This is a genomic window from Hydrogenophaga sp. L310, assembly GCF_055703065.1.
The window spans coordinates 39165-62377 of sequence record NZ_JBVPZA010000013.1 but is presented as its reverse complement, the minus strand read 5'-3'; the positions used below and the strand labels follow the sequence as shown (position 1 = coordinate 62377).

Sequence of the window (23213 nt, the reverse complement as noted above, 5' to 3'; positions counted from 1 at the left end):
GTGTGCCCCGGAGCTGTGAGATTCAGAAGAAGCGCCGTGCGTGAGGTGACTGCTGCTGTGGGCACCCGCGGAACCGGCTTCGCCGGGCCGCAGGGTGCGTCTCCCCTCCAAGCGCCGCGCAGCGGTGCGCCAGAGAGGGGGGAAGCCGCGTCAGCGGCGCAGGGGGGTGTTCCGGTCAAGCCACCCGTGGCTTGACCTTGCTGGCCGCCAGCTTGGCCTGCGTGCGCGCGACCTCCACATCCGCGTCGTGCACCAGCGCCACGCCCATGCGGCGCTTCACAAAGCTCTCGGGTTTGCCGAACAGGCGGATCTCGCTGTTCGGCACGCGCATCGCTTCGTCCACCCCGTCGAACACGATGCCGGTGGCTTCCACGCCGCCGTAGATCACGGCGCTGGCGCCCGGGCTCTTGAGCGCGGTGCTCACCGGCAGACCGAGAATGGCCCGGGCGTGCAGCTCAAACTCGTTCTGCCACTGCGTGATCATCGTCACCATGCCGGTGTCGTGCGGGCGCGGGCTCACTTCGCTGAACCAGACCTGGTCCCCCTTCACGAACAGCTCCACGCCAAACAGGCCCAGACCCGAAGGCTGGCCGTCGTGGCCCACGCCGAGGTCGTCTGTCACCGCCTTGGCGATGCGGCGCGACTCGGCCAGCGCGGTGGCCGTCATCGGGTGCGGCTGCCAGCTTTCCACGTAGTCACCGCTCACCTGCACGTGGCCGATCGGGTCGCAGAAATGCGTTTGAATCTGACCATCGGCACCGAGCGCGCGCACGGTGAGTTGCGTGATCTCGTAGTCGAAATCGATGAAGCCTTCGACGATGATGCGGCCCGGGCCGACACGCCCGCCGGACATCGCGTAGTCCCACGCGGTCTTCACATCGGCCGGGCCATCGATCTTGCTCTGGCCCTTGCCCGAACTGCTCATCACCGGTTTGACGATGCAGGGGTAACCGATGCCCGCGTCGATGGCGGCCTGCAGCTCTTCGAGCGAGTCGCAGAACTGGTAGGGGCTGGTCGGCAGGCCCAGCGTTTCGGCCGCGAGGCGGCGGATGCCTTCGCGGTCCATCGTCAGGCGCGCGGCGCGCGCGGTGGGGATCACGCGCACCAAGCCGGCCGCTTCGAGTTCCTGCAGCATGGGCGTGGCAATCGCCTCGATCTCGGGCACCACCAGGTGTGGGCGCTCGGCCTCGATCAGCGCCTTCAGCTGCGCCGGGTCGCTCATGGTGATGGTGCGAGCGTGGTGGGCCACCTGCTGGCCCGGTGCGTTGTCGTAGCGGTCCACCGCGATGGTCTCAACGCCCAGGCGCTGCAAGGCGATCAGCACCTCTTTGCCCAGCTCGCCGGAGCCGAGCAGCATCACTTTGGTGGCGGAGGGAGACAGGGGGGTGCCGAGGGTGGTCATGGGGTGTCCTGGGAGGTGATCAGGGCTTGCGGGCAGGTGTCGGGTTCGCTCACCACGGCGTGGCCCATGGCTTCGCCCATGCGCACGCCCTGCCCCGCCAGCCACTGCTGATTGAAGTGAATGGTGTCTTTCGGCCAGAGCAGCACCACGGTGGAGCCGAGCAGGAAACAGCCCATTTCTTCACCGCGGTTGAGCAGAAAAGCCTTGTCGTCGTAGCGCCACTCGCGCACCTGCCCCGGGCGCGGCGGGTTCACCACGCCGTGCCACACGGTGGCCATGCTGCCGACGATGGTGGCGCCCACCAGCACCTGCACGAACGGGCGCATCTCGCCGCTGTCGCCATGGGGCACGTCGAACACGCAGACCACGCGTTCGTTGCGCGCGAACAGACCGGGCACCCCGCGCGCCGTGGTCGGGTTGACCGAAAACAGGTCACCGGGCACGTGGATCATGCGACGCAGGCGGGCGGCACTGGGCATGTGGATGCGGTGGTAATCCCTGGGGCTGAGGTAGATGGTGGCGAAGGCGCCGTCGTTGAACTGCGCGGCCAGTTCGGCGTCCCCGCCCACCAGGGCCTGCGTGCTGTAACTGTGGCCCTTGGCCTGGAAGATCTGGTCTTTTTCGATGGCGCCGAACTGGCTGATGGCACCGTCCACCGGGCAGACAAAGGCCGCGCGCGCGAGGGGCCGCGCGCCGGGCTTGAGCGCCCGGGTGAAAAATTCGTTGAAGGTGGCGTAACCGCGTGGGTCCGGGTCCGCCGCCTCGGCCATGTTGACGCCATAACGCCGGATGAACCAGGGGATCACGCTGCGCGTCCACCAGGTCGCGCGCGACCCTGCGCACCAGCCAGCGAACACGGTCAGTGCCTGTTTGGGCAGCAGATATTGAAGAACGACAGCAGGGGATAAAGACACGGCAGGTCGCGTGAAAAGACCGATCGGTCCGGTGCCGGTATTGTAGGCGGCACCCCTGGCGCCCACGTCGCGCGACGGGCCGGTCGCCCGGGCACAATTCATGTCCATGAGTGCCAACCTCTTCGAATGCCAGCACCTGTCCAAGCGCTACGGCGGCAACACCGTGGTGGACGACCTGTCGTTCACCATCGCGCCGGGCGAGTGCCTGGGTGTGATCGGCCCCAACGGCGCGGGCAAGACCACCACCATCCGCATGTGCCTGGGCCTGACCGCGCCCGACGCCGGCCGCATCACCGCCTTCGGCCTGGACATGCCGCGCGACGCGCTGGCCATCAAGGCGCAGCTGGGTGTGGTGAGCCAGATCGACACGCTGGACCCGGACTTTTCCTGCGCCGAAAACCTGCTGGTGTACGGCCGCTACTTCGGCATGGGCGCCGCGCAGATCCGCCTGCGCATCCCGCAGTTGCTGGACTTCGCCGCGCTCTCGCACAAGGCCGAAGCCAAGCCGGGTGAACTCTCGGGCGGCATGAAGCGGCGCCTGTCGCTGGCGCGCGCGCTGGTGAACGACCCGCAGTTGCTGATGCTCGACGAACCCACCACCGGGCTGGACCCGCAGGCGCGCCACCTGATGTGGGAACGCCTGCAGCAACTGCTGCAGCAGGGCAAGAGCATTTTGCTCACCACGCACTTCATGGACGAGGCCGAGCGCCTGTGCTCGCGCCTGCTGGTGCTGGACCACGGCCGCAAGATCGCCGAGGGCCGCCCGCGCGAGCTGATCGCCCAGCACCTGGAGCCCGACGTGGTGGAGGTGTACGGCAACGGCGCGCTCGCGCTGGCGCAGGCCGAAGAGCACGCCGCCTTGCGGGCACTGGCCGCGCGCGTGGAGGTGAGCGGTGAGACGGTGTTTTTCTACACCGCGCAGGCCCTGCCGCTGTTGGCCGCGCTGGGCCAACACCACCAGCTGCGCACCCTGCATAGACCAGCCAACCTGGAAGACCTGTTTCTGAAACTCACCGGTCGGCAAATCCGCGAGGACGGATGAACATGAACACAACAACCGTGGCCACAACCCCTTCACACTGGGCGATACCCCGGCTTTCGAGCCGCTGGTGGCCGGTGTTCCTGCGCAACCTGCTGGTCTGGAAGAAGCTCGCCATTCCGAGTCTGGTGGGCAACATCGCCGAGCCGCTGATGTGGCTTGTGGCCTTTGGCTACGGCATGGGTGCGCTGGTGGGCCAGGTGACCATCGCCACGCCGCAAGGCAACGTGGCCGTGCCCTACATCCTGTTCCTGGCCAGCGGCAGCATCTGCATGAGCGCCATGAACGCGGCCAGCTTCGAAGCGCTGTATTCGGCGTTCTCCCGCATGCACGTGCAGAAGACCTGGGACGGCATCATGAACGCGCCGGTGAGCCTGGACGACGTGGTGCTGGCCGAGATGTTGTGGGCCGGTTTCAAGGCGCTGTTTTCGGTCACGGCCATCATGGCCGTGATGCTCGCGCTGGGCATCAGCCATTCGCCAAAACTGTTGCTGGCCTGGCCGGTGCTGCTGGGCGTGGGCATCACGTTTTCGTGCATCGCCCTGGTGTTCAACGCCCTGGCCCAGGGCTACGACTTTTTCACCTACTACTTCACCCTGTTCCTGACACCGATGATGTTCCTCTCCGGGGTGTTCTTTCCGCGGGAACAACTGCCCGGGGTGGTGCGCGCCATTTCCGACTGGCTGCCACTGACCAACGCGGTGGAGCTGGTGCGCCCCCTGTTCATGGACCAGTGGCCCGAAAACGTCTGGCTGCATGCCGCCGTGCTGCTGGTCTACACCGTGGCCGCCTTCTGGCTGGCCCTGGCACTCACAAGAAAGCGCTTCTCAAGATAGCCCGGCGAGCTTCCCGGCAACCTTCGCTGCCATGGTCCATGATGCTCAGCCCGGACCGCGCCGCAAGGCGTCCACACTCGCCCTCACCACACTCTGCACGCTGCCGCTCTCGGCGTACCGTTTGCGCAGGAAGCTGGCGTGGTTGCCATCGCGCGCCGCCGTGCGTTCGATCTCGTCGAGCGCTGCCTGGGAGTTCAGCGCCTCGGCGTGCGGCCCCAGGTGGCGCAGCGTGGCCAGGATGTCCTCGCGGATGCTGATCTGCTCGCGTGTCTTGGGATTGACCATCATGCCGTCGAGCCCGAAACGGCAGGCCTGGAAGCGGTTGTAGGTGTAGACGAGGTAGTCGTCTTCTTCCGGTGGCACCTCGGTGCGCTCCAGCAGGTGGCGGCACAGCGCCTGCAGGTAGCAGGCCAGGCCGGCGGCGCGTTCCACCGTGAGCGGCGTGTCGCACACCCGCAGCTCGATCGTGCCGTATTCGGGCTTGGGCCGGATGTCCCAGTAAAAATCCTTCATGGACTTGACCACGCCGGTGCTCTCCATCTTGGTGAAGTACACATTGGCGAACTCGTCCCAGCTCAGCGTGAACGGCGCGCGGCCACTCAGGGGAAAAGCGAACACCGAGTTCAGGCGGGCCGAATCGAACAGCGTGTCCACGCCCTGGAAGAACGGCGACGAGGCCGACAGCGCGATGAAATGCGGCACGTAGCGGTTGAGCGAATGCAGCAGGAACAGCGCTTCGTCGGGCGACGCGCAGCCGATGTGCACGTGCTGGCCAAACACCGTGAACTGCTTGGCCAGGTAGCCGTACAGGCCCGAGAGCTGCTGGAAGCGCGGCTTGGAAAAAATGCGCTGTTCGAACCAGCGCTGAAACGGGTGTGTGCCGCCGCCGGCGATCTCGATGTTGAGGCGGTCGCCCGCGTGCACCAGCGTGTCACGGATCTCTCGCAACTGCGCCAGCAACGGGCCGTGCTCGGTCTGGATATCGGTCGCGATCTCGATCATGCTCTGCGTCATCTCGGGCGTGACGACACCCGGGAAGGGCTTGCGCCGCAGCAGTTCCAGCAGGTCGTTGGCACTGCTGGAGAGGTCCATGTCGTAGGTGTTGACGAGCTGCAGCTCCAGCTCCACGCCCATGGTCAGCGACTGCGAGGATTTGAAGGTTTCCAGTGGCATCGTTCAGCCCTCTTTCGTGACGTGGGTTTCGTGTGCGGCCATCAGGCTGCGTTGTGTGACCACCGGCCCCAGCAGTTCCTGGACCAGCATCATGCCGGCCATGACCGCGAGCACCTGCTGGGCCGGGTCGAAGCCGTAAAGCCGGCTTTGCTCCAGCAGCAGGATGGCAAAAGCCGACATGGGCGTGAGCGCCAGCCCGGTGAGCAGCCCCTTGCGCTCGGTGATGCCCGACAGCCGGGCCGCCGCCAGGCTGCAGCCGACCTTGGAGGCGGTGCGCACCACGATGAGCACCAGACCCAGCAGCATGCCGCCCCAGACATCGGTCCAGTCCAGCAGCGCGGCGATGTAGACGAAGAGAAACACTGTGAGCAGATCGCCCGCGGTGCCGAAGCCGCGCTGCGCGTTGGTCAGGTGCACGCGGCGCTCGCGCGCGACGATGCCGAAGGTGAGCGCGGCGAGCAAGGGCGACAGCTTGAGGCCATACGACATGGTGGTGAGCAGCACCACCGCGAGCGCGAAAACCAGCGTCACGTCGCGCTCCTGGATGCGCTGCGATCGCAGCAGCCAGGGGCCGACAACGCCCAGCAGCGCTCCCACCGCCACCGACGTGCCCAGCACGTGGATGCTGCCGAACGCCGCCATCACCAGGTCGCCCGAGGTGCTCAGGTGCCAGTAGCCCACCACCAGCTTGAGCAACAGCACCGACACCAGGCAGTTGATGGCGCACAGGTGCATCACGCGCTCGGTCACCTGACCCGCGCTGCGCAGCTCGTTGGCCACGCGCACGATGCCCGCGGGCGAAGCTGAAATGGACAGGGCGGCGATGATGAGCCGGGTATCGGTGGGCAGGTTGAACCAGGCCATGGCCAGGTAGACCGCCAGGAAGGTGACCACCGACTCCATCAGGCCCAGCGCCAGCACCCAGGGGTTGTGGCGGAACCAGCGCAGGTTGATCCGATAACCGAGCTCGAACAGGATCAGCGAGAGGGCCACGTTGGCCAGAAACGGCAACCCCGGCACGGCATTGGTGAGACCCGGCAGATCGAACAGGCTGGCCACCAGGCCCACGGCCACGTAACTGCTCACGCGCGGCACGCCGGCGGCCTCGTGCAGGCGCTCACCCGCGAACCAGGCCAGCAGCAGCACCAGCGGCCAGGCCATGGACTGGAGCAGGAAATCGATATCGGAAAACATGGGCAGTCACTCCAGAAAGGGAGCCCGGATGGTAAAGCCCTCGTAAACGCTTGAACACCCGGGTCACCCTCATACGGCGCATTCCACGGTTTTCCGGAGCGGCCTGGCGCGCAACGGAGGTTCGAGGCCGGGCTTCACCGGTTCACAAATGCCACATTCTGGTTACAAGCGCTTCCAGCGCGCTGCCGCTTTGTGGGTAACATGCCGCATGATCCAAAAATCGCTGAACACCACCGCCCTGTCACTCGCACTGCTGCTCACCACGACCGCTGCATTCGCTCAGGCACCTGCACCTTCCACCCCGGCCAAAAAGGAGCTGGTGACCCGCCTGCTCAAGTTGCAGCAGCCGGGCATTGAAGCCATGTCCCGCGCCATGGTCGAACAGCCCGCGGCCCAGATGCTGGACCGCGCCGCTGCTGCGCTGCCTGCGCGCATTGCGCCGGACAAACAGGAAGCGGTCGCCAAAGAGATCGAGGCCGACACGAAAAAGTACCTCGATGAAGCCGTGCCGCTGGTGCGTGGCCGGGCCCTTCAACTCGCGCCGAGCACCGTCGGCACCGTGATCGAACAGAAGTTCTCCGAAGACGAATTGCGCAAGATCGTCACCCTGCTCGAATCGCCTGAGTACGCCAAATACCTGCAGCTCAGCGGTGAAATGCAGCAGGCGCTGCAGGTCAAGCTCGTGGCCGACACGCGCGGCAACATCGAGACCAAGTTGCGCACCCTGGAGCAGTCCATCGGCACGCGCCTGGGCCTGAACGCAACGGCCAACGGCAACAAACCTGCAGCGGCCAAGCCTGCCGGCAAATAACCGCCTCACACGCCAAACGCCCGGGAAAAAGCCGTTCAGGCGGGGGTTTGCTCCGCCACGCCGAAGCGCGAACGCAGCGCCTGAAGCCCCAGTTCGTCGAGCACCTGCTGCAGCCGCTCGCCCGCCCGCTCGCGCTGGGTGCGGTGGCCGGGCCCTGTCTTGCTCGCCAGGATCAGCTCGTTCTTCATCGAGTGCTCCCAGCCCACCAGCTCGGTCACGGTCACGCTGTAGCCGTGGGCTTCGAGCTGCAGGCAGCGCAGCACGTTGGTGATCTGGCTGCCGAACTCGCGCGTGTGCAGCGGGTGGCGCCAGAGTTCGGCCAGCGGCGTGCGCGACAGGTTCAGCGCCTTGCTGCTGCGCATCACACTCGCCACCTCGGCCTGGCAACACGGCACCAGCACCATGTGGCGCGCCTGCTTGGCCAGGCCGAAGGCAATCGCATCGTCGGTGGCGGTGTCACAGGCGTGCAGCGCGGTCACCACGTCGAAGCTCGGCGGCAGGCCCGGGTCCGTCAGCGCCTGCTGCACCGTGGTGGCCAGGAAGCGCATGCGCTCAAAGCCCAGCCGGGCGGCCAGCGCGGTTGATTTCTCCACCAGTTCCGCACGCGACTCCACGCCATACACCCAGCCCACCGGCTTGGCCTTGAAAAACAGGTCGTAGAGGATGAAACCCAGGTACGACTTGCCCGCGCCGTGGTCGGCCAGGGTCACGTCGCCGCGCTCCTTCAGCACCGAGGCCAACAGCGGCTCGATGAACTGCACCAGGTGGTAGACCTGCTTGAGCTTGCGCCGCGTGTCCTGGTTGAGCTTGCCCTCGCGCGTGAGGATGTGCAGCTCTTTCAGCAGCTCGACGGACTGGCCTTCGCGCAGCTCCGGCAACTGCTCCTGCAGCGTGGGCTGTGCGCGTTGTTTGTGGATGGCTTTCGACATGCTCCGATGATAGGCCAGCCCCCTGCGGCGACAATCGCTCATGACCTCTGCCACACACCCCTACACCGCTCTCACCCCCGACGTGGTGCAGGATGCGCTGGGCACCATCGGCCTGTGGGGCGACGGCCGGCTGGCCGCGCTCAACAGCTTTGAAAACCGGGTCTACCAGATCCACCTCGAATCGCCTTTCGAAGGCCATGGGCAGGTGGTCGCCAAGTTCTACCGGCCCGGTCGCTGGAGCGACGCGCAGATTGCCGAAGAACATGCTTTCGCCGCCGAACTGGTGGCGGCAGAAATCCCGGCCGTGCCGCCACTGGCGGTGAATGGCCAGACGCTGCACCACTTCGGCGGCTTTGCGTTTGCCGTGAGCCCGCGCCGCGGCGGGCGCAGGCCCGAGCTGGACGACTTCGAGGTGCTGGAGTGGATCGGCCGCTTTCTCGCGCGCATCCACAGCGTGGGCGCGGCGCGGCCTTTTGTTCAGCGCCCGGCGCTGGACGTGGCCGGCTTCGGCCACGAGCCGCGCGACTGGCTGATCGAACACCGCATGGTTGCGCCCGAGGTGCAGACCGCCTGGTCCACCGCGCTGAGCGAAGCACTGGCGCTGATCGAGGCCCACCCGGTGCTGCGCGCGAACAAACCGGCCGATGAAGACGGCATCCGGTGCATCCGCCTGCACGGCGACTGCCACCCCGGCAACATCCTCTGGACGCCCGAGGGCCAGCCCGGCGCCGGCCCGCATTTCGTGGACCTGGACGACGCACGCACCGGCCCGGCCGTGCAGGACCTCTGGATGCTGCTGAGCGGCGACCGGCGCCAGCAGACCCAGCAGCTCGGCGCCCTGGTCGACGGCTACGAGCAGTTCCGACCCTTCGACCGGCGTGAACTCGCGCTCATCGAGCCCCTGCGCACCCTGCGCCTGATCCACTACAGCGCCTGGATTGCCCGGCGCTGGGAAGACCCGGCTTTTCCGATCAATTTCCCCTGGTTCGGCAGCCGCGACTACTGGCAGGGCCAGGTGGACATGCTGGTGGAACAGATCGAGGAAATGCAGAACCCGCCGCTGATGGCTTGAGGCAGGCCCACCCCTGCGCCGCGCTTCGCGCGTCACCCCCTCAAGGGGGCGGCACTGGGGGCCCGGCAAAGCCGGTTCCGCGGTGCCCTGGGTGGGGCCATCTCGCTCCGGCTTGACCCTTTTTCCAACAATGTTTTTGCCAATTAAATTGCACACAATTTAATTGATCGCTACAGTTAAGCCCATGGTCACACGCAACACCCCCACCCTGTCCGAGCAGGCCCTTCTGCTGGACAACCAGCTCTGCTTCGCGCTGTATTCGGCCTCGCTGGCCATGACCAAGCTCTACAAACCCCTGCTCGACGAGCTGGGCCTGACCTACCCGCAATACCTGGTCCTGCTGGTGCTGTGGGAGCAGGACGGCGTGGCCGTGTCCGAACTCGGCGAACGCCTCACCCTCGACTCCGGCACGCTCACGCCGCTGCTCAAGCGCATGGAAACCGCGGGCCTGGTGACGCGGCTGCGCGATGCGGCCGACGAGCGCCGCGTGCTGATCCGCCTCACCGCCGCCGGGCGCGCACTCAAGGCCCGTGCCCGGCGCATTCCGGGCTGCGTGCTGGCGGCCTCGCAGTGCGATGTGGCCGAAGCGCTGGCGCTGACCCACCAGGTGCAGGCACTGCGCAACCGGCTCACCACCTGATCCCCTTTTTTACCCCGCTTCGCTGAAGCAACCACCCTCAAGGAACCTCCATGGCCACCTCCCTCGACAAAGTGATCTACACCGCCCGTGCCCACACCACCGGCGGCCGTGAAGGCGCCTCGCGCACCGACGACGGCCTGCTCGACATCAAGCTCACCCCGCCCAAGGCCATGGGTGGCGCCGGCACGGCGACCAACCCCGAGCAGCTGTTCGCCGCCGGCTATTCGGCCTGCTTCATGGGCGCGCTCAAGCACGTGGCCAGCATGAAGAAGATCGCCGTGCCGGCCGATGCGTCGATCGACGCCGAAGTGGACATCGGCCCGATCCCGGCCGGCTTCGGCATCGCGGCCCGCCTGGCGGTGAGCCTGCCCGGCCTGGACCGCGCCGTGGCAGAAGATCTGGTGAACACCGCGCACCAGGTCTGCCCCTACTCCAACGCCACCCGCGGCAACATCGACGTCACGCTCACGGTGGTCTGATCCACCGGCCGGATCGGTCGCACCGGCCCTGGGAGCCCCGGGGTCGGTGAACTCAGCCGGGCGAACGGCCGCCCAGACGCTCCATGGCATCGGCCAGCCAGTCGGCCGGCAGGGTGGGCGCTTCAGACAGCGTCACGCGCCAGCCGTCCGCCACCGTCTCCACCTCCGCACGCCCACCCACCCAGAGCAGCCACGCGAGCCCGGCGCACTGTGCGCCCGTCGCGGTTTCTCCCACCGGGGCACTCAGCAGCGCAGTGAAGGCATCGGCTCCGGGCAACCGGACCGCGTCGCCCAGGCGTTCACCGCCCACCGCCTGCGCCAGCGCGTTCAGGACTTGTGTGTCATCGTGGCGGACGCCAAAGTTTTTCAGCCAGTCGCGCACATGCCCGGCCACGCTCGCGCCCCGCCGCGCCTCCGCCTGTTGCAGGTCGGCATGGTCCCACTGGTTCCAGTCCACCGCAGGCGCCACCGGGCCGCCGGCCATGGCGGCCTGGGCAAAGCGGTACAGCGCGGCTTCGTGGTCCTGCTGCTGCACCGCCGCGCTCACTATCAGCAACGCGGCCATCCGATGAGCCAGCAACTGGCCTTGTTGCGCCAGCAGCTTGTCGCTCAGCAGCTCGTTGCGCTCGGCGCGCAGATCGGACAGCTCCAGCGCGTTCTTCAGATCGGCGCGCAAACTCTCCAGCTCCCAGGGTTTGCTGATGTAACGGTAGATCTCGCCGGTGTTGATCGCATCGATGGCCTCGCCCAGCTCGGAGTAGGCCGTGGTCATCATGCGCACGACGTTGGGGTGGTACTGGCGCGCATGCCGCAGCAGCTCGGTACCGCGTTCGCCGGGCATGCGCTGGTCGCAAACCAGCACGGCGATCTCGTCGCCATGCTCGCGCAGCACGGCCCGGCCTTCTTCCACCGACAGGGCGGTGAGCACCGGGGCCAGCGGACCGACCAGCCGCTCGAAATATTTCAACGCAATGGCCTCGTCGTCTACGTACAGGATTTTTTCGGGTCTCATGAATGCTCCTAAGCCCTGGCTTCTTCCACGGGCGGGAAATACAGCGTCACCGCGGCGCCCTGCCCCGGCATCGATCGAACGTCCACCGTGCCCCCCAGCGAGCCCATCACCCGCCGGCAAAACACCAGTCCCATCCCCGATCCACCGGCATCGGCGCGCGTGGTCACGGGCTCGTGGGTCAGTCGCTGCAGGACCTCCGGCGCAATGCCGGGTCCGTTGTCGCTCACGCGGATGACGGGCTGTTCCGGCAAGCCGGGCGCGGGTGCTGCGGCACCCAGCGCGATGCACACCCGGGGATCATCAGGCAATGCCGAGCGCAATGCCAGCAAGGCGTTCTTGACCAGGGTGCACAGCACCAGATACAGCAGATCGCGCCGCCCCGGCAGCCTGAAATCGGCCGCCAGGTCGCACGAGAGCCAGGACGCTTCGCCCGGATCAAACGGGTATTCGTCCCGCACGGCAGCCACCAGATCGCTGGCCAGCAGGCTGAGCGGCGCGTCGCTGCGGTAGGCATCGCGTGCGGTCTGTACAAAGGTGGACACCAGGGACTGTGCGTAGTCGGCACGCCGCTGGGCGGCCTCGATCATGAACAGCACATCGCCCGGCTTGTGCTGCTCGATGCGGGCCATGCCACTGCCTCCCTCGGGCGCATCGTGGTGCCGTTTGCGCATCGCCGCCAGATAACCGCGCACCGTGGCCAGCGGCGTGGTGACCTCATGGGCCAGAAAGCCCAGGGTTTCACGCAAGGTCGCTGCGCGCTGGTCGACAAGCGCCTGGTCGAGCGCGCGGCGCTGGGCGCCGGCCAGGGCCTCGCGCAGGGCCTGGCGTGTCACGGCCTCATCCAGCGGCTTCTCCAGGATCTTCTCCACATGTCCCCGGTTGACCGCCGCCAGTGCCACGGCCTTGTCGGCGCAGGCAGACACCAAGAGGCGGGCTATGTGCCCGTACAAGCGGCGCACCTCGCTCAGCAACTCGACCCCGTCGCGCCCCGGCATGCTGTAGTCCGTCAGCAGCACCGCGACCTGATCGCCGCGCTCCAGCAACAGCGCCAGCGCCTCGTCCACGCCGCCCGCCGTCCACACCACGAACTCGTCGCCATACAGGCGGGCGAACCACTTGCAGGCCTGCGGCTCGTCGTCCACCATGAGGATGGCATGGGCGCTCTGGGTGCCCGTTGGCAACGCGTTGTTGAGGGAGCTCATGACGGCCTCGGCAGATCAAAAGTGAACGCGGTCCAGGCGCCGGCCTCGCTCTCCACCGCCAGCAAGCCGCCGTGGCGCTGCACGATGCCGTAGCTCACGCTCAGGCCCAGACCCAGTCCGGCCCCGACGTCGCGCGTGGTGAAGAAGGGCTCGAACACGCGCCCGATGTTCTCGGGCAGGATGCCCTGGCCGTTGTCGCGCACCGTCACGCGCAGGCGCCCGCCTTCCGTCTGCACCCGCACGTCGATACGCGGCTGTTCGCGCTGCGCCTTGGCCAATGCATGGGCCGCATTGCTGAACAGGTTGATCAGCACGCCGATGATGGCCGGTTCGTCGCCCAGCACATGGGTGTCCTGTGGCATCTCGATCGACACCGCCACCCCCTTGAGCTCGTGGCCCGCCAGCCGCTGCGCCGAGCGGATAGCCTGCTCCAGCAGAAAGGGCCGCTGGCTGTTGTCGCCGGGATTCTGGTAGGCGAAGGTCTTCAGGTCGGTGACGATGTTCTGGATGCGTGTCATGCCCTCCTTGGCGTCCACCAGGCTTTCCTTGAGCAGCTCGTCGCTTTTGGCGGCGGGCAGGGTCTGCGCCATGTTGATGGCCATCAGGCTGTAGTTGACCGGGTTGTTCAGCTCGTGCAGCAGGCCGGCCGAAAGGGTGCCGATGGCGGCCATTTTTTCGCGCTGCAGCAGCTGGCCCTTGATCTCGACGAGGGCTTTGTTCTGCGCCAGCAGTTCGTCTTTCTGGCGCTGCACCTCGGTCTGCAAGGCGTAGGTCTGCCGCCGCTGCCGATCGCCATAGACCGACACCGTGATGGCAATGAGTGAAAAGAAGAGAACAAACATCAGCTGACCGGCGAGAACCGGCCAGTGCTGCACGCCATCGACGCGCAGCACACAGGCCAGGGTGTAGGCCAGCATGGTGAAGACGCTGAAAACCAGCGCTTCAAGCAAGGTCAAGGGCAGAAAGATGCTGATGCCCGATACCGCGAGGGTCAGACCGACAAAGTAGATCGAGGCCTCTCCATCGGTGCTGAAGATCATCCAGGCAATCATCAATTGGGGCAGTGCAATCCAGAAATAGGTGAGCCCTCTGACGTGGCGCAAGCCCCACGAACTGCTGTAGCTCCAAAGCGCGGCCCCGATCAGCGCCACCACCACGAGACGCGCCAACCCGAAGTCTTGCGAGTGCTCCGGGTAGAAAGCCGCATCCAGCCCGACCCCTCCGGCAACAAGCACCATGGCCAGCACGCAGGTGATCCGGCTGTAATAAACCAGATGCCGGTGCGTGGCCTCTTCGTAGGAAGCAGGCAGTTGGCCAGGGCTCAGGTTACCGGTCATGCCTGGGCGTCACAGCGGTTTGACCGCCTCGGCGAACAGGTTGACGCCCGTCGCATCGGTGTAGGTCTTGACATCGGGCAGCGTCGGCGGGAACAGTTTCGTGAGCCCCGCTTCATCGCGGTAGATCAGGTACCACTCCATGAAGTGCTCCATCCAGAAACGCTCCGGATTGCTGGAATGCACGTTGGTCACCAGCAGGGTCCCGCCAGGTCGCAGGTGGTTGTCAAAGTAGGCGATCAGGCGGGCGCAGGCCTTGTCGGCCAGGTAATCGAACAGACCGGCGCAGTAGATGTAGTCGTACTGCTCGTCCAGCGCAATGCCCTGGTCGCGAGACGAGCGCTTGAGCAACTGGTGCACCGACTCGTGGCGCAGTGTCACCTTCAGCGGTTCGCGTCCGGCGGCCTGAGCCGTCTCGATCAGCCGCTGGCTCGTGTAGAGCAGGGTTTCGTCGCTGAAGTCCATCAGCACCACGTCCAGGTGGTCCAGTGGCTGGTCGGTGGCGGCCAGGCGCTGCAGTTCGCCCGCCGGCCCGCAGCCCACGTTCAGGATGCGCAGCGGTCGGCCCTGCTCGCGGGCCTGGGCAGCCAGGGTCCGCAGCCGCTCCAGCAGGATGTCCACCCGGTTGCGGTGCGCCTGCGCCACGCTGGACTGGAGGAACACGAAGTTCACCAGTTCGAAGTACGTGCTGGGTCCCTCGCGCGGGTCGCCCAGAATCTGGTTGACCATCTGGTAGTCGCCCGCGTAGCCCAGGGGCTTGGCAAAGGTCCGGTAGACGAAGGGCGCACGCAACACCAGCGGATGAATGGCGGACTGGGCGAAAGCGCGGTGAGCCGACTCCAGCTCGGGAGGCACTTTGGCGGCTTCCCGCTCGAATCGCACGAGGTATTCGCGCACCGTGCTCATGAGTGGCCGGGCGATTTCGTAGAAAACCTCATCGCGCACGCGACCATGCACGTCCCGCGGCAATCCGGCCGTGATATCGGCCTGGTCCAGCCAGCGCGTGACCTCGGAAAAGTAGGCGCGCAAATCGTTGACCACCACCTGGTAGGCCTCGCTGATGCGTGAACGCGACTCCCACTCTTCGACAAACCGGCTCACCGCCTCGGAAACGCTGCGTGCGCTGTGACCGATGCCCCCCAGATCGTTCCATTCGTCGATCAGGGCCACCGACACCACCGCCATCAGCCCCGTGTTGAGCAGGCTCACCACCACCGCCTTGCCCTTGTAGATGCTGCGGTCCCCGGAGCGGATGTTCAGGTCGCTGAGCACCTCGCTGACCTGCACGATGGAGTAGGGGTTGTACACCTCCATCACCAGCGAGCGGCGCTGCAGGCTGGTCAGCGTTCCGCGGGCGGCCTCGCCCTGGCTGTTTCGGAAAGTGACGACAGGATCGAATGGACGCTGGAATTGCACGGTGTGGCCGTTATCAACAAGGAGGGGGGCCATCGATGAGGCGCCCCGGAATGAAGTCCCTGTGCGCGAGTGTAGTCATCTGGCGTGGCGGCCGTTGTCGCAGGGCTCCATGCGCAAATGCCGGGAGCCGAAAAGAAAAAGCCCATGCGCCCTTTGCAGGGTGCATGGGCCATGCCAATGGGCGGGCTGTGTCAGCCGCGCTTCTGGATCGTGTTGGCCAGATGGCGTTCCCGGAAGCGGCGCATCGCCCGGAACAGCACCGGGGGCATGTAGTCCTGAGAGATGCGCCAGCGCATGCCACCGATGCTTTCGTGCGGCCGCTCAGCGAAGATCGTCGTGTGGGACTGGTTGGTCTCGTTGGCGGGCCGGCCGTTGGTGTAATAGAAAAGTGCGAGCGACTTGCGCGAGTCGCCATCGGGGCAGGTCAGCGGGTCGGGGTGGCCGTGAAACGTCTTGCTGGTCGGCGAGAAGATCGCCAGGCGGTTGAAGATGGGCAGGATCTTGACCTCGCATTTCGTCACCGCCTGGTCCCACAGCTCCAGACTGCCGCCGTACGCTTCCTTCCAGTTCTTGTTCATGTAGAAGATGACGTTGATGCGGCGGTCGAGGAAGTTGGCATCGTGCTTGTTGAAGTCGGCGTGCAGCTTGAGAAGGCCACCCTTGGGGGTCTGGTGCAGGCCACCGCCACGCATCGATGGGTCAGAGATCATGTTGTCAATGCCCGTGACCTTTTCCAGGAAACGCAGGAAAGGCGCGGAGTTGAACTGGTACAGCATGCTGCGCGTGACGGGGCCGAACTTGGTCTCGTCCACACAGACCAGTTTCTGCTCGGCCGGACGGTTGTAGTTGTGCCACTCGATGTCCTGCGCCTTGGGGAATTCGGCGAGCATGGCTTCGGCCACATCCAGTGGCAGGAAGTTGTCGAAAGCCATGTGGTTGAACGGTGTGCCCAACCGGTATTTGGCGGCGCCTTCGGCGGCCAGGGCTTCGTACCTGGGGTCATCAAAAATGAAACGGTCACCAAAGTCGCACTGCTGCATGCTCAGAACTCCTGAAAAGAACAAACACAACGCACTTCGTTCAAACAGGTGCTCCTCACGGACGATGGGGTTAGAGGCTGCCGAACAGCTGGGTGACAGCGAGCCAGTCCACGCCAAAATGAATGAATAAGTGCTCAACTTTGGATTTGAGCACCCACCCCAGCAGCATGCACTTGACCAAGATCAAGAGGGGCACAGGTAGCGGCGGCTTGCGCTTTGAAGGACAGCCCGAAAGAACGGCACGGCGAGAGCACCGTCGCGTACATGGGGGCCTTGAACAGTCGTCGGGAATGTTGCGTCAGAGCATCCGGTGACGCCGGACGCCCACCCACCAGCAAGGGGCCGTGCTGGTGGGTTTTCGTTGAAGGCGAGACTCAGGCCAGCAGCGCGTTCACCCGCTTCACGTAGGCGGCCGGGTCTTCCGGCAGGCCGCCCTCGGCCAGCAGCGCCTGATCGAACAGGATGTGGGCCAGGTCGTCGAAGTGCGCGCTGCCTTCCAGCTTCTTCACCAGCGGGTGCTCGGCGTTCACTTCCAGGATGGGCTGGCTGGTCGGCGCCTGCTGGCCCGCGGCCTTGAGCATGCGGGCGAGCTGGTTGGAGAGGTCGCCCTCGCCCACCACCAGACAGGCCGCGGAATCGACCAGGCGCGTGGTCACGCGCACATCCTGGGCCTTGTCCTTCAGCGCTTCCTTCAGCTTCTCCAGCACCGGCTTGAAGCTTTCGGCCGCGGCTTCGGCGGCTTTCTTTTCTTCCTCGTCCTGCAGCGAGCCCAGATCAACCGCGCCCTTGGCCACGCTCTGCAGCGGCGTGCCGTCGAACTCGTGCAGGTGCGACACGGCCCATTCGTCCACGCGGTCGGCCATCAGCAGCACCTCGATGCCCTTTTTCTTGAACACTTCGAGCTGGGGGCTGTTCCTGGCGGCGGCGAGGCTGTCGGCGGTGATGTAGTAGATCGCGGCCTGGCCTTCTTTCATGCGCGCCTTGTAGTCCGCCAGGCTCACGCTCACCGCGTCGCTGGTGGTGCTGGCAAAACGCAGCAGCTTGGCGATCTTCTCGCGGTTGGCGAAATCCTCGCCCAGGCCTTCTTTCAGCACGGCGCCGAACTCGGCGTAGAAGGCCGAGTACTTGCCCGCCTGCGCCTTGTCTTCGTCCGACACCACGTCGGTCACGCCGTCAGCGCTTTCGGCGGGCAGCTGGTCCTTCTTCGCCAGGTCTTCCAGCATGGCCAGCACGCGGCGCGTGTTGCCTTCGCGGATCGCCTTCACGTCGCGACTTTCCTGCAGCAGCTCGCGGCTCACGTTGAGCGGCAGGTCGGCCGAATCGACCACCCCCTTGACCCAGCGCAGGTACGAAGGCATCAGGGCTTCGGCCTCGTCCATGATGAAGACGCGCTTGACGTAGAGCTTGATGCCGGCCTTGCGGTCGCGGTTCCACAGGTCCATCGGCGCCTTGGCCGGGATGTAGAGCAGCTGCGTGTATTCGGTGGCGCCTTCGACGCGGTTGTGGCTCCAGGCCAGTGGGGCTTCCTGGTCGTAGCTGATGTTCTTGTAGAACTCGGCGTACTGCTCGTCGGAGATCTCTTTCTTGCTGCGCGCCCACAGCGCGTTGGCCGAGTTGACCGCCTCCCACTCGGCCTGCTGCACGTATTCGCTCTTCTCGGCGTCCCACTCTTCCTTCTGCATCAGGATCGGCAGGCTGATGTGGTCGGAGTACTTGGTGATCAGCGACTTGAGTTTCCAGTGGCTCAGGTACTCGTGCGCATCGTCGCGCAGGTGCAGCGTGATGGTGGTGCCGCGCGCAGCGCGCTCGATGGCCTCCACCTCGAACTCGCCCGTGCCGCCGCTGGTCCAGCGCACGCCTTCGGCCGCTGGCAGACCGGCACGGCGCGATTCGACCGTGATCCTGTCGGCCACGATGAAGCCCGAATAGAAGCCCACGCCAAACTGGCCGATCAGCTGGGCATCCTTCTTCTGGTCGCCACTCAGGTGGCTCATGAAGTCCTTGGTGCCGCTCTTGGCGATGGTGCCCAGATGCTCCACCGCTTCGGCCTGGCTCATGCCGATGCCGTTGTCGGTGATGGTGATGGTCTTGGCTTCCTTGTCGAAGGCCACGCGGACGTCGAGGTTCGGCGCGTCCTCGAACAGCGCGGCGTTGTTCAGGCCTTCAAAACGCAGCTTGTCGCAGGCGTCCGACGCGTTGGACACCAGCTCGCGCAGGAAGATCTCGGGGTTGGAATACAGCGAATGGGTGACGAGGTGCAGCAGCTGCGCCACCTCGGCCTGGAAAGACAGGGTTTGTTTGCTCATGGGTCTTGAGGGGGTTTGAAAAACACAGACGCGCCCTGGAGAAGCGCTCACGCTGGGCTGAATTATGGGCGGGGCGGGGTTTTTCAAGCCCCGGGCGGTCCACGGCGGCCGCGAGGCTCAGTCTTCTGTGGGCGGCACCGGGCGCAGCCAGGCCAGCACCTGCGCCGCCACCTCGGTGCTGGAGAGCAGGTCCAGGTGTCCGGTGCGGTAGGCGATGAACTGGCTGCCGCGCGCAAACACCAGCCGGCGTTCCGCTTGTTCGTGTTGTCCGAGCGCGCTGTTGAGCGGCACCAGGCCGTCACCCATGAGGCGGTCGGCCAGCAGGCCGCGCTGGCCGACCAGCGTGCCGGCCACGGCGTAGCAGGCCACGCCCTCGGGCAGCGGCAGCGGCACGCGATGGTCGTCAGGCGATTCGAACCGGTCGCGTCCCTGCCAGTCCGCGTCCAGCACATGGCCGTGCCGCAGGTCGGTGATGCCGGCGCTGCGGATCTTGCCCAGCCGGGCGAACGGCGCCGTGTGCGTCGACGAAGCCAGCAGCAAGTCCACCCCGTGGCCCGCACGCTCCAGCGGGGCGCCGTGGTGCGGGGTGCCCAGAAACACCAGTTCACGCAGCAGCCCCGGCCAGCGTTGGCCCGCCTCGCGCGCGGCCTGCACCGCGGAGCGCGCCACCAGCCCGCCCATGCTGTGGCCCACGATGGTGATGCGCGCCAGCGGCAACGGCCAGGCCGCCACCAGCCGTTCCATCAACAACGCCAGCTGGTGCCCGTTGGTGGAAGTGTGCAGCCCCGAGTTGTAGCGCAGGTACACCGGCGTACAGTCCAGCGCCTGCGCCAGAAACTCACCATGATCGTGGCCGCTGCGGCGCCATTGCGTGTCGCTCATGCACAGGCCATGGGCCAGCAGGAGCAGGTGCGGACCCGTCGCCGTGCCCAGCGAAGCGGCCAGCGCCTCGGCCCCGCCCAGCGACAACGGCGCGCCATCAAAGCGCAGCTCCATCGGCTGCGCCAGCGGGTTGTCCATGGCCAGCAGCTTGTCGCCCACCACGCCGTTCAGCGCCGCCAGCACCGCTTCACGCCCAGGCGATGCCTCGGGGTGCGTGGCAGGGTCGTCCAGCAGCGGCAGCAACAGGCCCAGCACGGTGTCCGTGCCGCGGCCCACCAGCCGGGTCACACCGCGCACCGCCTGGTACACCTGCCCGGTCAGTCCACCGGCCTGCTCAGTGGAAGCTCCGTTCGACGATCCCAGCCGCCGTCGCACCGACTGGTGCACCCCCTCAGTGATGTTGATCGCGCCCTGCGTCGCCTGCATGATCAGCTGCGCCGCGGCCTTCAGGTCCGATGGGCGCACATGTCGCAACACGGCGCGTTTGGGGGTGTTGGGGGGGGTGGGGGCGGTCATGGGGCATTGTGGCCGGGGTGGGCTGGCGGCGATGGGGGCAACGCTCTATGTTCTCTGGGAGCATTTCAAGGGGTGTTTTTGACCTGAGTTTGCGCCTCCAATGCATTCATTCTATTTTTGTGTACCCGCATCCACAGGCACCACAAATAGGGCAAACGATCCAAGCGCAACCGCTACAAACAAAATTCAATTGACTACTCAAGTGGCATTTGCATTGATAACAATTCGTCTCCCTTAACGTTTCAGAACGGCTATAGCTGAGCAATGGACTATCACCTTCTGGAAAATTGTTCTTTTTAGAATGAAGGGAGGACAAATAAGCTTGTACGGCATCAACAGCCTCGGACTCCGGCACCTTTCCATCAATTCGATCCCGCGCAGTCTTAGCTTGAAAAGTCGAAAACCTTTTTTGATCGACAATATAGAGATCAACGTGCTCTCTCTTTTCAAATTCATGAATTCTCTTCGGAGGCAACAATAGAAGGCCAAGCTTTGGATGGACACCAACCCAATACTTCATTTCACCAAAGGCAACCCAGGCCATAGCTCAATCCTTGGAAACGCTACAACAGCGCGCACTCAACGGAATCAAAACAACACTGCATTAAGACGTAGTGATCTTCGGGATTTGGCCGCATCCGTTGCATTTAGCAGAAACAATTTTGGGCTCAGCTAGTGAATCGACAGGCCCCCAGTCGATAGTGAATTTCTCCATCGACTTTCCAGCCTGCCAAGATCCCCCATATGCCGATCCATGTTGAAAAATAGACACCGACTCGATTGATTTGCACCTTGAGCAATTAAGCAAATGAGTTGTTTGATCAATTATCCCCACGAAACGCTCCTTACAATTCAACAAAATGTGCGAGTCACCAAATAGACGCCGGACCTACTGATTTGTGTCATAGATCAAAACCCCTCCCCCGCCCCCAGATACCGCCACTGCCCCACCGGCAGATTGCCCAGCGCCACATTGCCGATGCGGATGCGTTTGAGCCCCACCACGTGAAGGCCGACCTGTTCGCACATGCGGCGGATCTGGCGCTTCTTGCCTTCCTTGAGGATGAAGCGCAGCTGCTCGGGGTTCATCCAGTCCACCTGGGCGGGCTTCAAGGGCTGGTCGTCCAGGCTCAGGCCGTGGCGCAGCAGGGCGAGTTTGTCCGCCGGGAAGACGGCCTGCACGTCTTGCGTGACCACGCCCGCGCCGTGCGGGCCGTTGGGCGCGTAGTGCACGCGCACCAGGTATTCCTTTTCGATGCCGCTGTTCTCGCCGATGAGCTGGCGCGCGATGCGGCCGTCCTGCGTAAGCACGAGCAGGCCGACAGAGTCGATGTCGAGCCGGCCGCAGGGCGCGAGGCCGCGGGTGTGTTCGGGGGCGAAGCGGCGGCCGTCCGCCGGGTGGCGGGCGTCGCCGCGCCACTGGCTGGGCGCGCCGATCAGCGTGGCGGCGGCTTCGTGACCATCTTCGGGCTGGCCGCTCACGTAGCCCATGGGCTTGTGCAGCAGGATGGTGACTTGGCCCGCCTGCTGGTGACGCGCCTGCGGCAGCACTTCTACTTTGGCGTCGGGCGCCACGGGCATGCCCATGACGGCGGGTTCGCCGTTGACCAGCACCCAGCCGCGCGCGATCCATTCGTCGGCCTCGCGGCGGGAACACAGGCCGAGGTCGGCCATGCGTTTGTTGAGGCGGATTTCACCGCGCACATTGCCGACGCGGGCGAGGTCGGGCCGGTGGGGTTGCGCCGGACGCGGTGCGGCGGAGGGCGCACGTTGCGGACGGTCGCCAGTGCCGTAAGGCGCGTCGCGCGGATCGGCGCGGCGCGGCGCCGGGCGCTCGCTCCAGCCGCGGTCGTCACCGCGCGGGCCGGCTCCGGGGCCGGAGCGCGGGCGGTCACCGGTGGGGCGAGGGCCCGTGGGCCGGTCGCTGCCCGGGCGGTCAGCGCCGTAGCGCGGGCGCTCGGCGCGTTCGCCTTCGGGGCCAGATCGCTTGGCGCCGAAGCCCGGAGAGGGTTCACGCGGCGGCTTGGGCGCGGAGGCCGAAACGCTCTTGGCGCGGGCCGGGCCGGGCGGGCGCACCGGGGCGCGGCGCGGCGCGAACGGGTCAGACGCGGTCTTCTTCGCGGTGCCCGGGTTGAGCTTGAGCGTGCTGGGCTTTTTGTCGGTGGTCATGGGGGGATCATCCCAGATCACGACCCCGCAGGACACGCAGCCCGTCAGTCGGTCGGCGCATCCAGCGCCCCCGAGCGCAGCGCCTGCAAATCCAGCACCCGCAGCCCCCCGTATTCGACCCGTATCCAGCCTTTTTCCGACAACGTCGCCAGCGCTTCATTCACCCGCTGGCGCGACAGGCCGACCAGGTAGGCGAGCTCTTGCTGGGTGATGCGCAGGACAGCGCCCACGTTGGGCGAGAGCAGCGGATGGAACAGCGCGGCGAGGTTGCGCGCGACGCGCAGGTCGGGGTTGTTGATGCGGTCGATCTCGCGCGCAGCGATGAACTGGCCGAGCCGTTCGTTGAGCTGGTGCATGACGAAGCGGTTGAAGCCGAGCGAGTGGTCGAGCAGCCAGTCGAAGGTCTGCACCGGCAGGCCGGCCACGCGGCTCTTGCGCAGGGCCTGGATGTTGTAGCGGTACTGCTCGTGCTTGAGCACGGTGCCTTCGCCGAACCAGCCCCCGGGCGCCACGCCGGTGAAAGTGATCACCGGGCCCTGCGATTCGTCGTTGCTCATCTTGAGCAGGCCATCGACCAGACCGAACCAGTAAGTGACAGGCCGACCGATGCGGCAGATGAATTCGCCAGACTGCGCCACGCTCACGACCAGCGCGTCTTCGGCCCGCGCTCGCTCGCCTTCGCTCAAGGCCTGCAGCCAGGGAATTTGCGACAACTCCTGCACGGTCGGCGCGCGGGCGCGCTCCCGCAACTGGGATCCGGTCCGGCTGGGGGTGGAGTTGCTCATGGCCAGTACAACGAACTAGGGAAAGTCCTAGGAGGGCAGACCCTTCAATTGTCGTCGCACGG

At 65.8% G+C, this 23213-nt stretch carries 21 protein-coding genes and 1 pseudogene; 6 read left to right on the top strand and 16 right to left on the bottom strand.

Features of this window, described 5'->3' with window-relative positions; all coding sequences use genetic code 11:
• Positions 1-175 precede the first annotated feature (175 nt).
• Both purT and asd read right to left on the bottom strand, forming a co-directional pair.
• Complete coding sequence (purT, locus tag AC0GNO_RS19075; protein WP_472905104.1) at positions 176-1402, bottom strand: formate-dependent phosphoribosylglycinamide formyltransferase; 1227 nt, start codon at positions 1400-1402, stop codon at positions 176-178.
• Positions 1399-2424, bottom strand: coding sequence for an archaetidylserine decarboxylase (asd, locus tag AC0GNO_RS19070; protein ID WP_472905103.1), 1026 nt, complete (start codon positions 2422-2424; stop codon positions 1399-1401). The genes purT and asd overlap by 4 nt, the downstream gene beginning before the upstream one ends.
• Between asd and AC0GNO_RS19065 the strand changes: the two genes are divergently transcribed.
• Entirely contained in the window at positions 2417-3358 is a 942-nt protein-coding gene (locus AC0GNO_RS19065) for an ATP-binding cassette domain-containing protein (RefSeq protein ID WP_472905102.1), read from the top strand. The two genes, asd and AC0GNO_RS19065, sit on opposite strands and share 8 nt — an antisense overlap.
• A complete protein-coding gene (locus AC0GNO_RS19060) occupies positions 3355-4191 on the top strand; it encodes an ABC transporter permease (RefSeq protein WP_472905101.1) in 837 nt (278 codons plus the stop codon). The genes AC0GNO_RS19065 and AC0GNO_RS19060 overlap by 4 nt, the downstream gene beginning before the upstream one ends.
• A gap of 45 nt (positions 4192-4236) precedes the next feature.
• On the opposite strand, the gene AC0GNO_RS19055 is transcribed toward AC0GNO_RS19060, so the two are convergent.
• Together AC0GNO_RS19055 and AC0GNO_RS19050 are read right to left on the bottom strand one after the other, a co-directional pair.
• Positions 4237-5364, bottom strand: coding sequence for a YbdK family carboxylate-amine ligase (locus AC0GNO_RS19055; RefSeq protein ID WP_305362572.1), 1128 nt, complete (start codon positions 5362-5364; stop codon positions 4237-4239).
• 3 nt (positions 5365-5367) lie between these two features.
• Positions 5368-6558: a cation:proton antiporter gene (locus AC0GNO_RS19050; RefSeq protein WP_472886872.1), complete on the bottom strand. Its 1191-nt coding sequence runs from the start codon at positions 6556-6558 to the stop codon at positions 5368-5370.
• Between the two features lie 208 nt (positions 6559-6766).
• On the opposite strand from AC0GNO_RS19050, the gene AC0GNO_RS19045 reads away from it, so the two are divergent.
• Positions 6767-7369: a DUF2059 domain-containing protein gene (locus AC0GNO_RS19045; protein ID WP_472905100.1), complete on the top strand. Its 603-nt coding sequence runs from the start codon at positions 6767-6769 to the stop codon at positions 7367-7369.
• 35 nt (positions 7370-7404) lie between these two features.
• On the opposite strand, the gene AC0GNO_RS19040 is transcribed toward AC0GNO_RS19045, so the two are convergent.
• Complete coding sequence (locus tag AC0GNO_RS19040) at positions 7405-8298, bottom strand: class I SAM-dependent methyltransferase (RefSeq protein WP_472886870.1); 894 nt, start codon at positions 8296-8298, stop codon at positions 7405-7407.
• A gap of 40 nt (positions 8299-8338) precedes the next feature.
• Here AC0GNO_RS19040 and AC0GNO_RS19035 point away from each other — a divergent pair, with 40 nt between their 5' ends.
• From AC0GNO_RS19035 to AC0GNO_RS19025, 3 genes are all read left to right on the top strand, one after another.
• Complete coding sequence (locus AC0GNO_RS19035) at positions 8339-9370, top strand: serine/threonine protein kinase (RefSeq protein WP_472886869.1); 1032 nt, start codon at positions 8339-8341, stop codon at positions 9368-9370.
• Positions 9371-9554: 184 nt separating this feature from the next.
• Positions 9555-10010 (top strand): MarR family winged helix-turn-helix transcriptional regulator, encoded by a 456-nt coding sequence (locus tag AC0GNO_RS19030; RefSeq protein ID WP_472905099.1) that lies wholly within the window; start codon positions 9555-9557, stop codon positions 10008-10010.
• A 50-nt stretch (positions 10011-10060) separates the two neighbouring features.
• Complete coding sequence (locus tag AC0GNO_RS19025; protein ID WP_291187835.1) at positions 10061-10489, top strand: organic hydroperoxide resistance protein; 429 nt, start codon at positions 10061-10063, stop codon at positions 10487-10489.
• Between the two features lie 52 nt (positions 10490-10541).
• Here AC0GNO_RS19025 and AC0GNO_RS19020 read toward each other — a convergent pair whose 3' ends face one another.
• The 11 genes and pseudogenes from AC0GNO_RS19020 to AC0GNO_RS18970 all read right to left on the bottom strand — a co-directional run bounded on the left by AC0GNO_RS19020 (position 10542) and on the right by AC0GNO_RS18970 (position 23151).
• Positions 10542-11501, bottom strand: a complete 960-nt coding sequence (locus AC0GNO_RS19020; RefSeq protein WP_472905098.1) for a response regulator — start codon at positions 11499-11501, stop codon at positions 10542-10544.
• 8 nt (positions 11502-11509) lie between these two features.
• The gene (locus tag AC0GNO_RS19015) at positions 11510-12703 is read right to left on the bottom strand and encodes a hybrid sensor histidine kinase/response regulator (RefSeq protein WP_472905097.1); all 1194 of its coding nucleotides are present in this window, start codon (positions 12701-12703) and stop codon (positions 11510-11512) included.
• On the bottom strand, positions 12700-14040 hold the full coding sequence (locus AC0GNO_RS19010) for a sensor histidine kinase (RefSeq protein ID WP_472905096.1): 1341 nt from the start codon (positions 14038-14040) through the stop codon (positions 12700-12702). Before AC0GNO_RS19010 ends, AC0GNO_RS19015 begins: the two co-directional genes overlap by 4 nt.
• A 9-nt stretch (positions 14041-14049) precedes the next feature.
• Positions 14050-15453: an SAM-dependent methyltransferase gene (locus AC0GNO_RS19005; RefSeq protein WP_472886863.1), complete on the bottom strand. Its 1404-nt coding sequence runs from the start codon at positions 15451-15453 to the stop codon at positions 14050-14052.
• A 191-nt stretch (positions 15454-15644) separates the two neighbouring features.
• Entirely contained in the window at positions 15645-16493 is an 849-nt protein-coding gene (locus AC0GNO_RS19000; RefSeq protein WP_472905095.1) for a 2OG-Fe(II) oxygenase, read from the bottom strand.
• Positions 16494-16867: 374 nt separating this feature from the next.
• Positions 16868-18799: a molecular chaperone HtpG gene (gene htpG / locus AC0GNO_RS18995; RefSeq protein WP_472905094.1), complete on the bottom strand. Its 1932-nt coding sequence runs from the start codon at positions 18797-18799 to the stop codon at positions 16868-16870.
• 117 nt (positions 18800-18916) lie between these two features.
• On the bottom strand, positions 18917-19795 hold the full coding sequence (locus AC0GNO_RS18990; RefSeq protein ID WP_472905135.1) for an esterase/lipase family protein: 879 nt from the start codon (positions 19793-19795) through the stop codon (positions 18917-18919).
• 174 nt (positions 19796-19969) lie between these two features.
• Positions 19970-20128, bottom strand: a pseudogene (locus AC0GNO_RS18985) (alpha/beta hydrolase); the annotation flags it as partial.
• Between the two features lie 175 nt (positions 20129-20303).
• Positions 20304-20741 (bottom strand): hypothetical protein, encoded by a 438-nt coding sequence (locus AC0GNO_RS18980; RefSeq protein WP_472905093.1) that lies wholly within the window; start codon positions 20739-20741, stop codon positions 20304-20306.
• Positions 20742-21106: 365 nt separating this feature from the next.
• Entirely contained in the window at positions 21107-22366 is a 1260-nt protein-coding gene (locus tag AC0GNO_RS18975; RefSeq protein ID WP_472905092.1) for a pseudouridine synthase, read from the bottom strand.
• A 44-nt stretch (positions 22367-22410) separates the two neighbouring features.
• Positions 22411-23151 carry a Crp/Fnr family transcriptional regulator gene (locus AC0GNO_RS18970; RefSeq protein ID WP_472905091.1) on the bottom strand — a complete coding sequence of 247 codons (741 nt, stop codon included), beginning with the start codon at positions 23149-23151 and terminating at the stop codon, positions 22411-22413.
• Positions 23152-23213 lie beyond the last annotated feature (62 nt).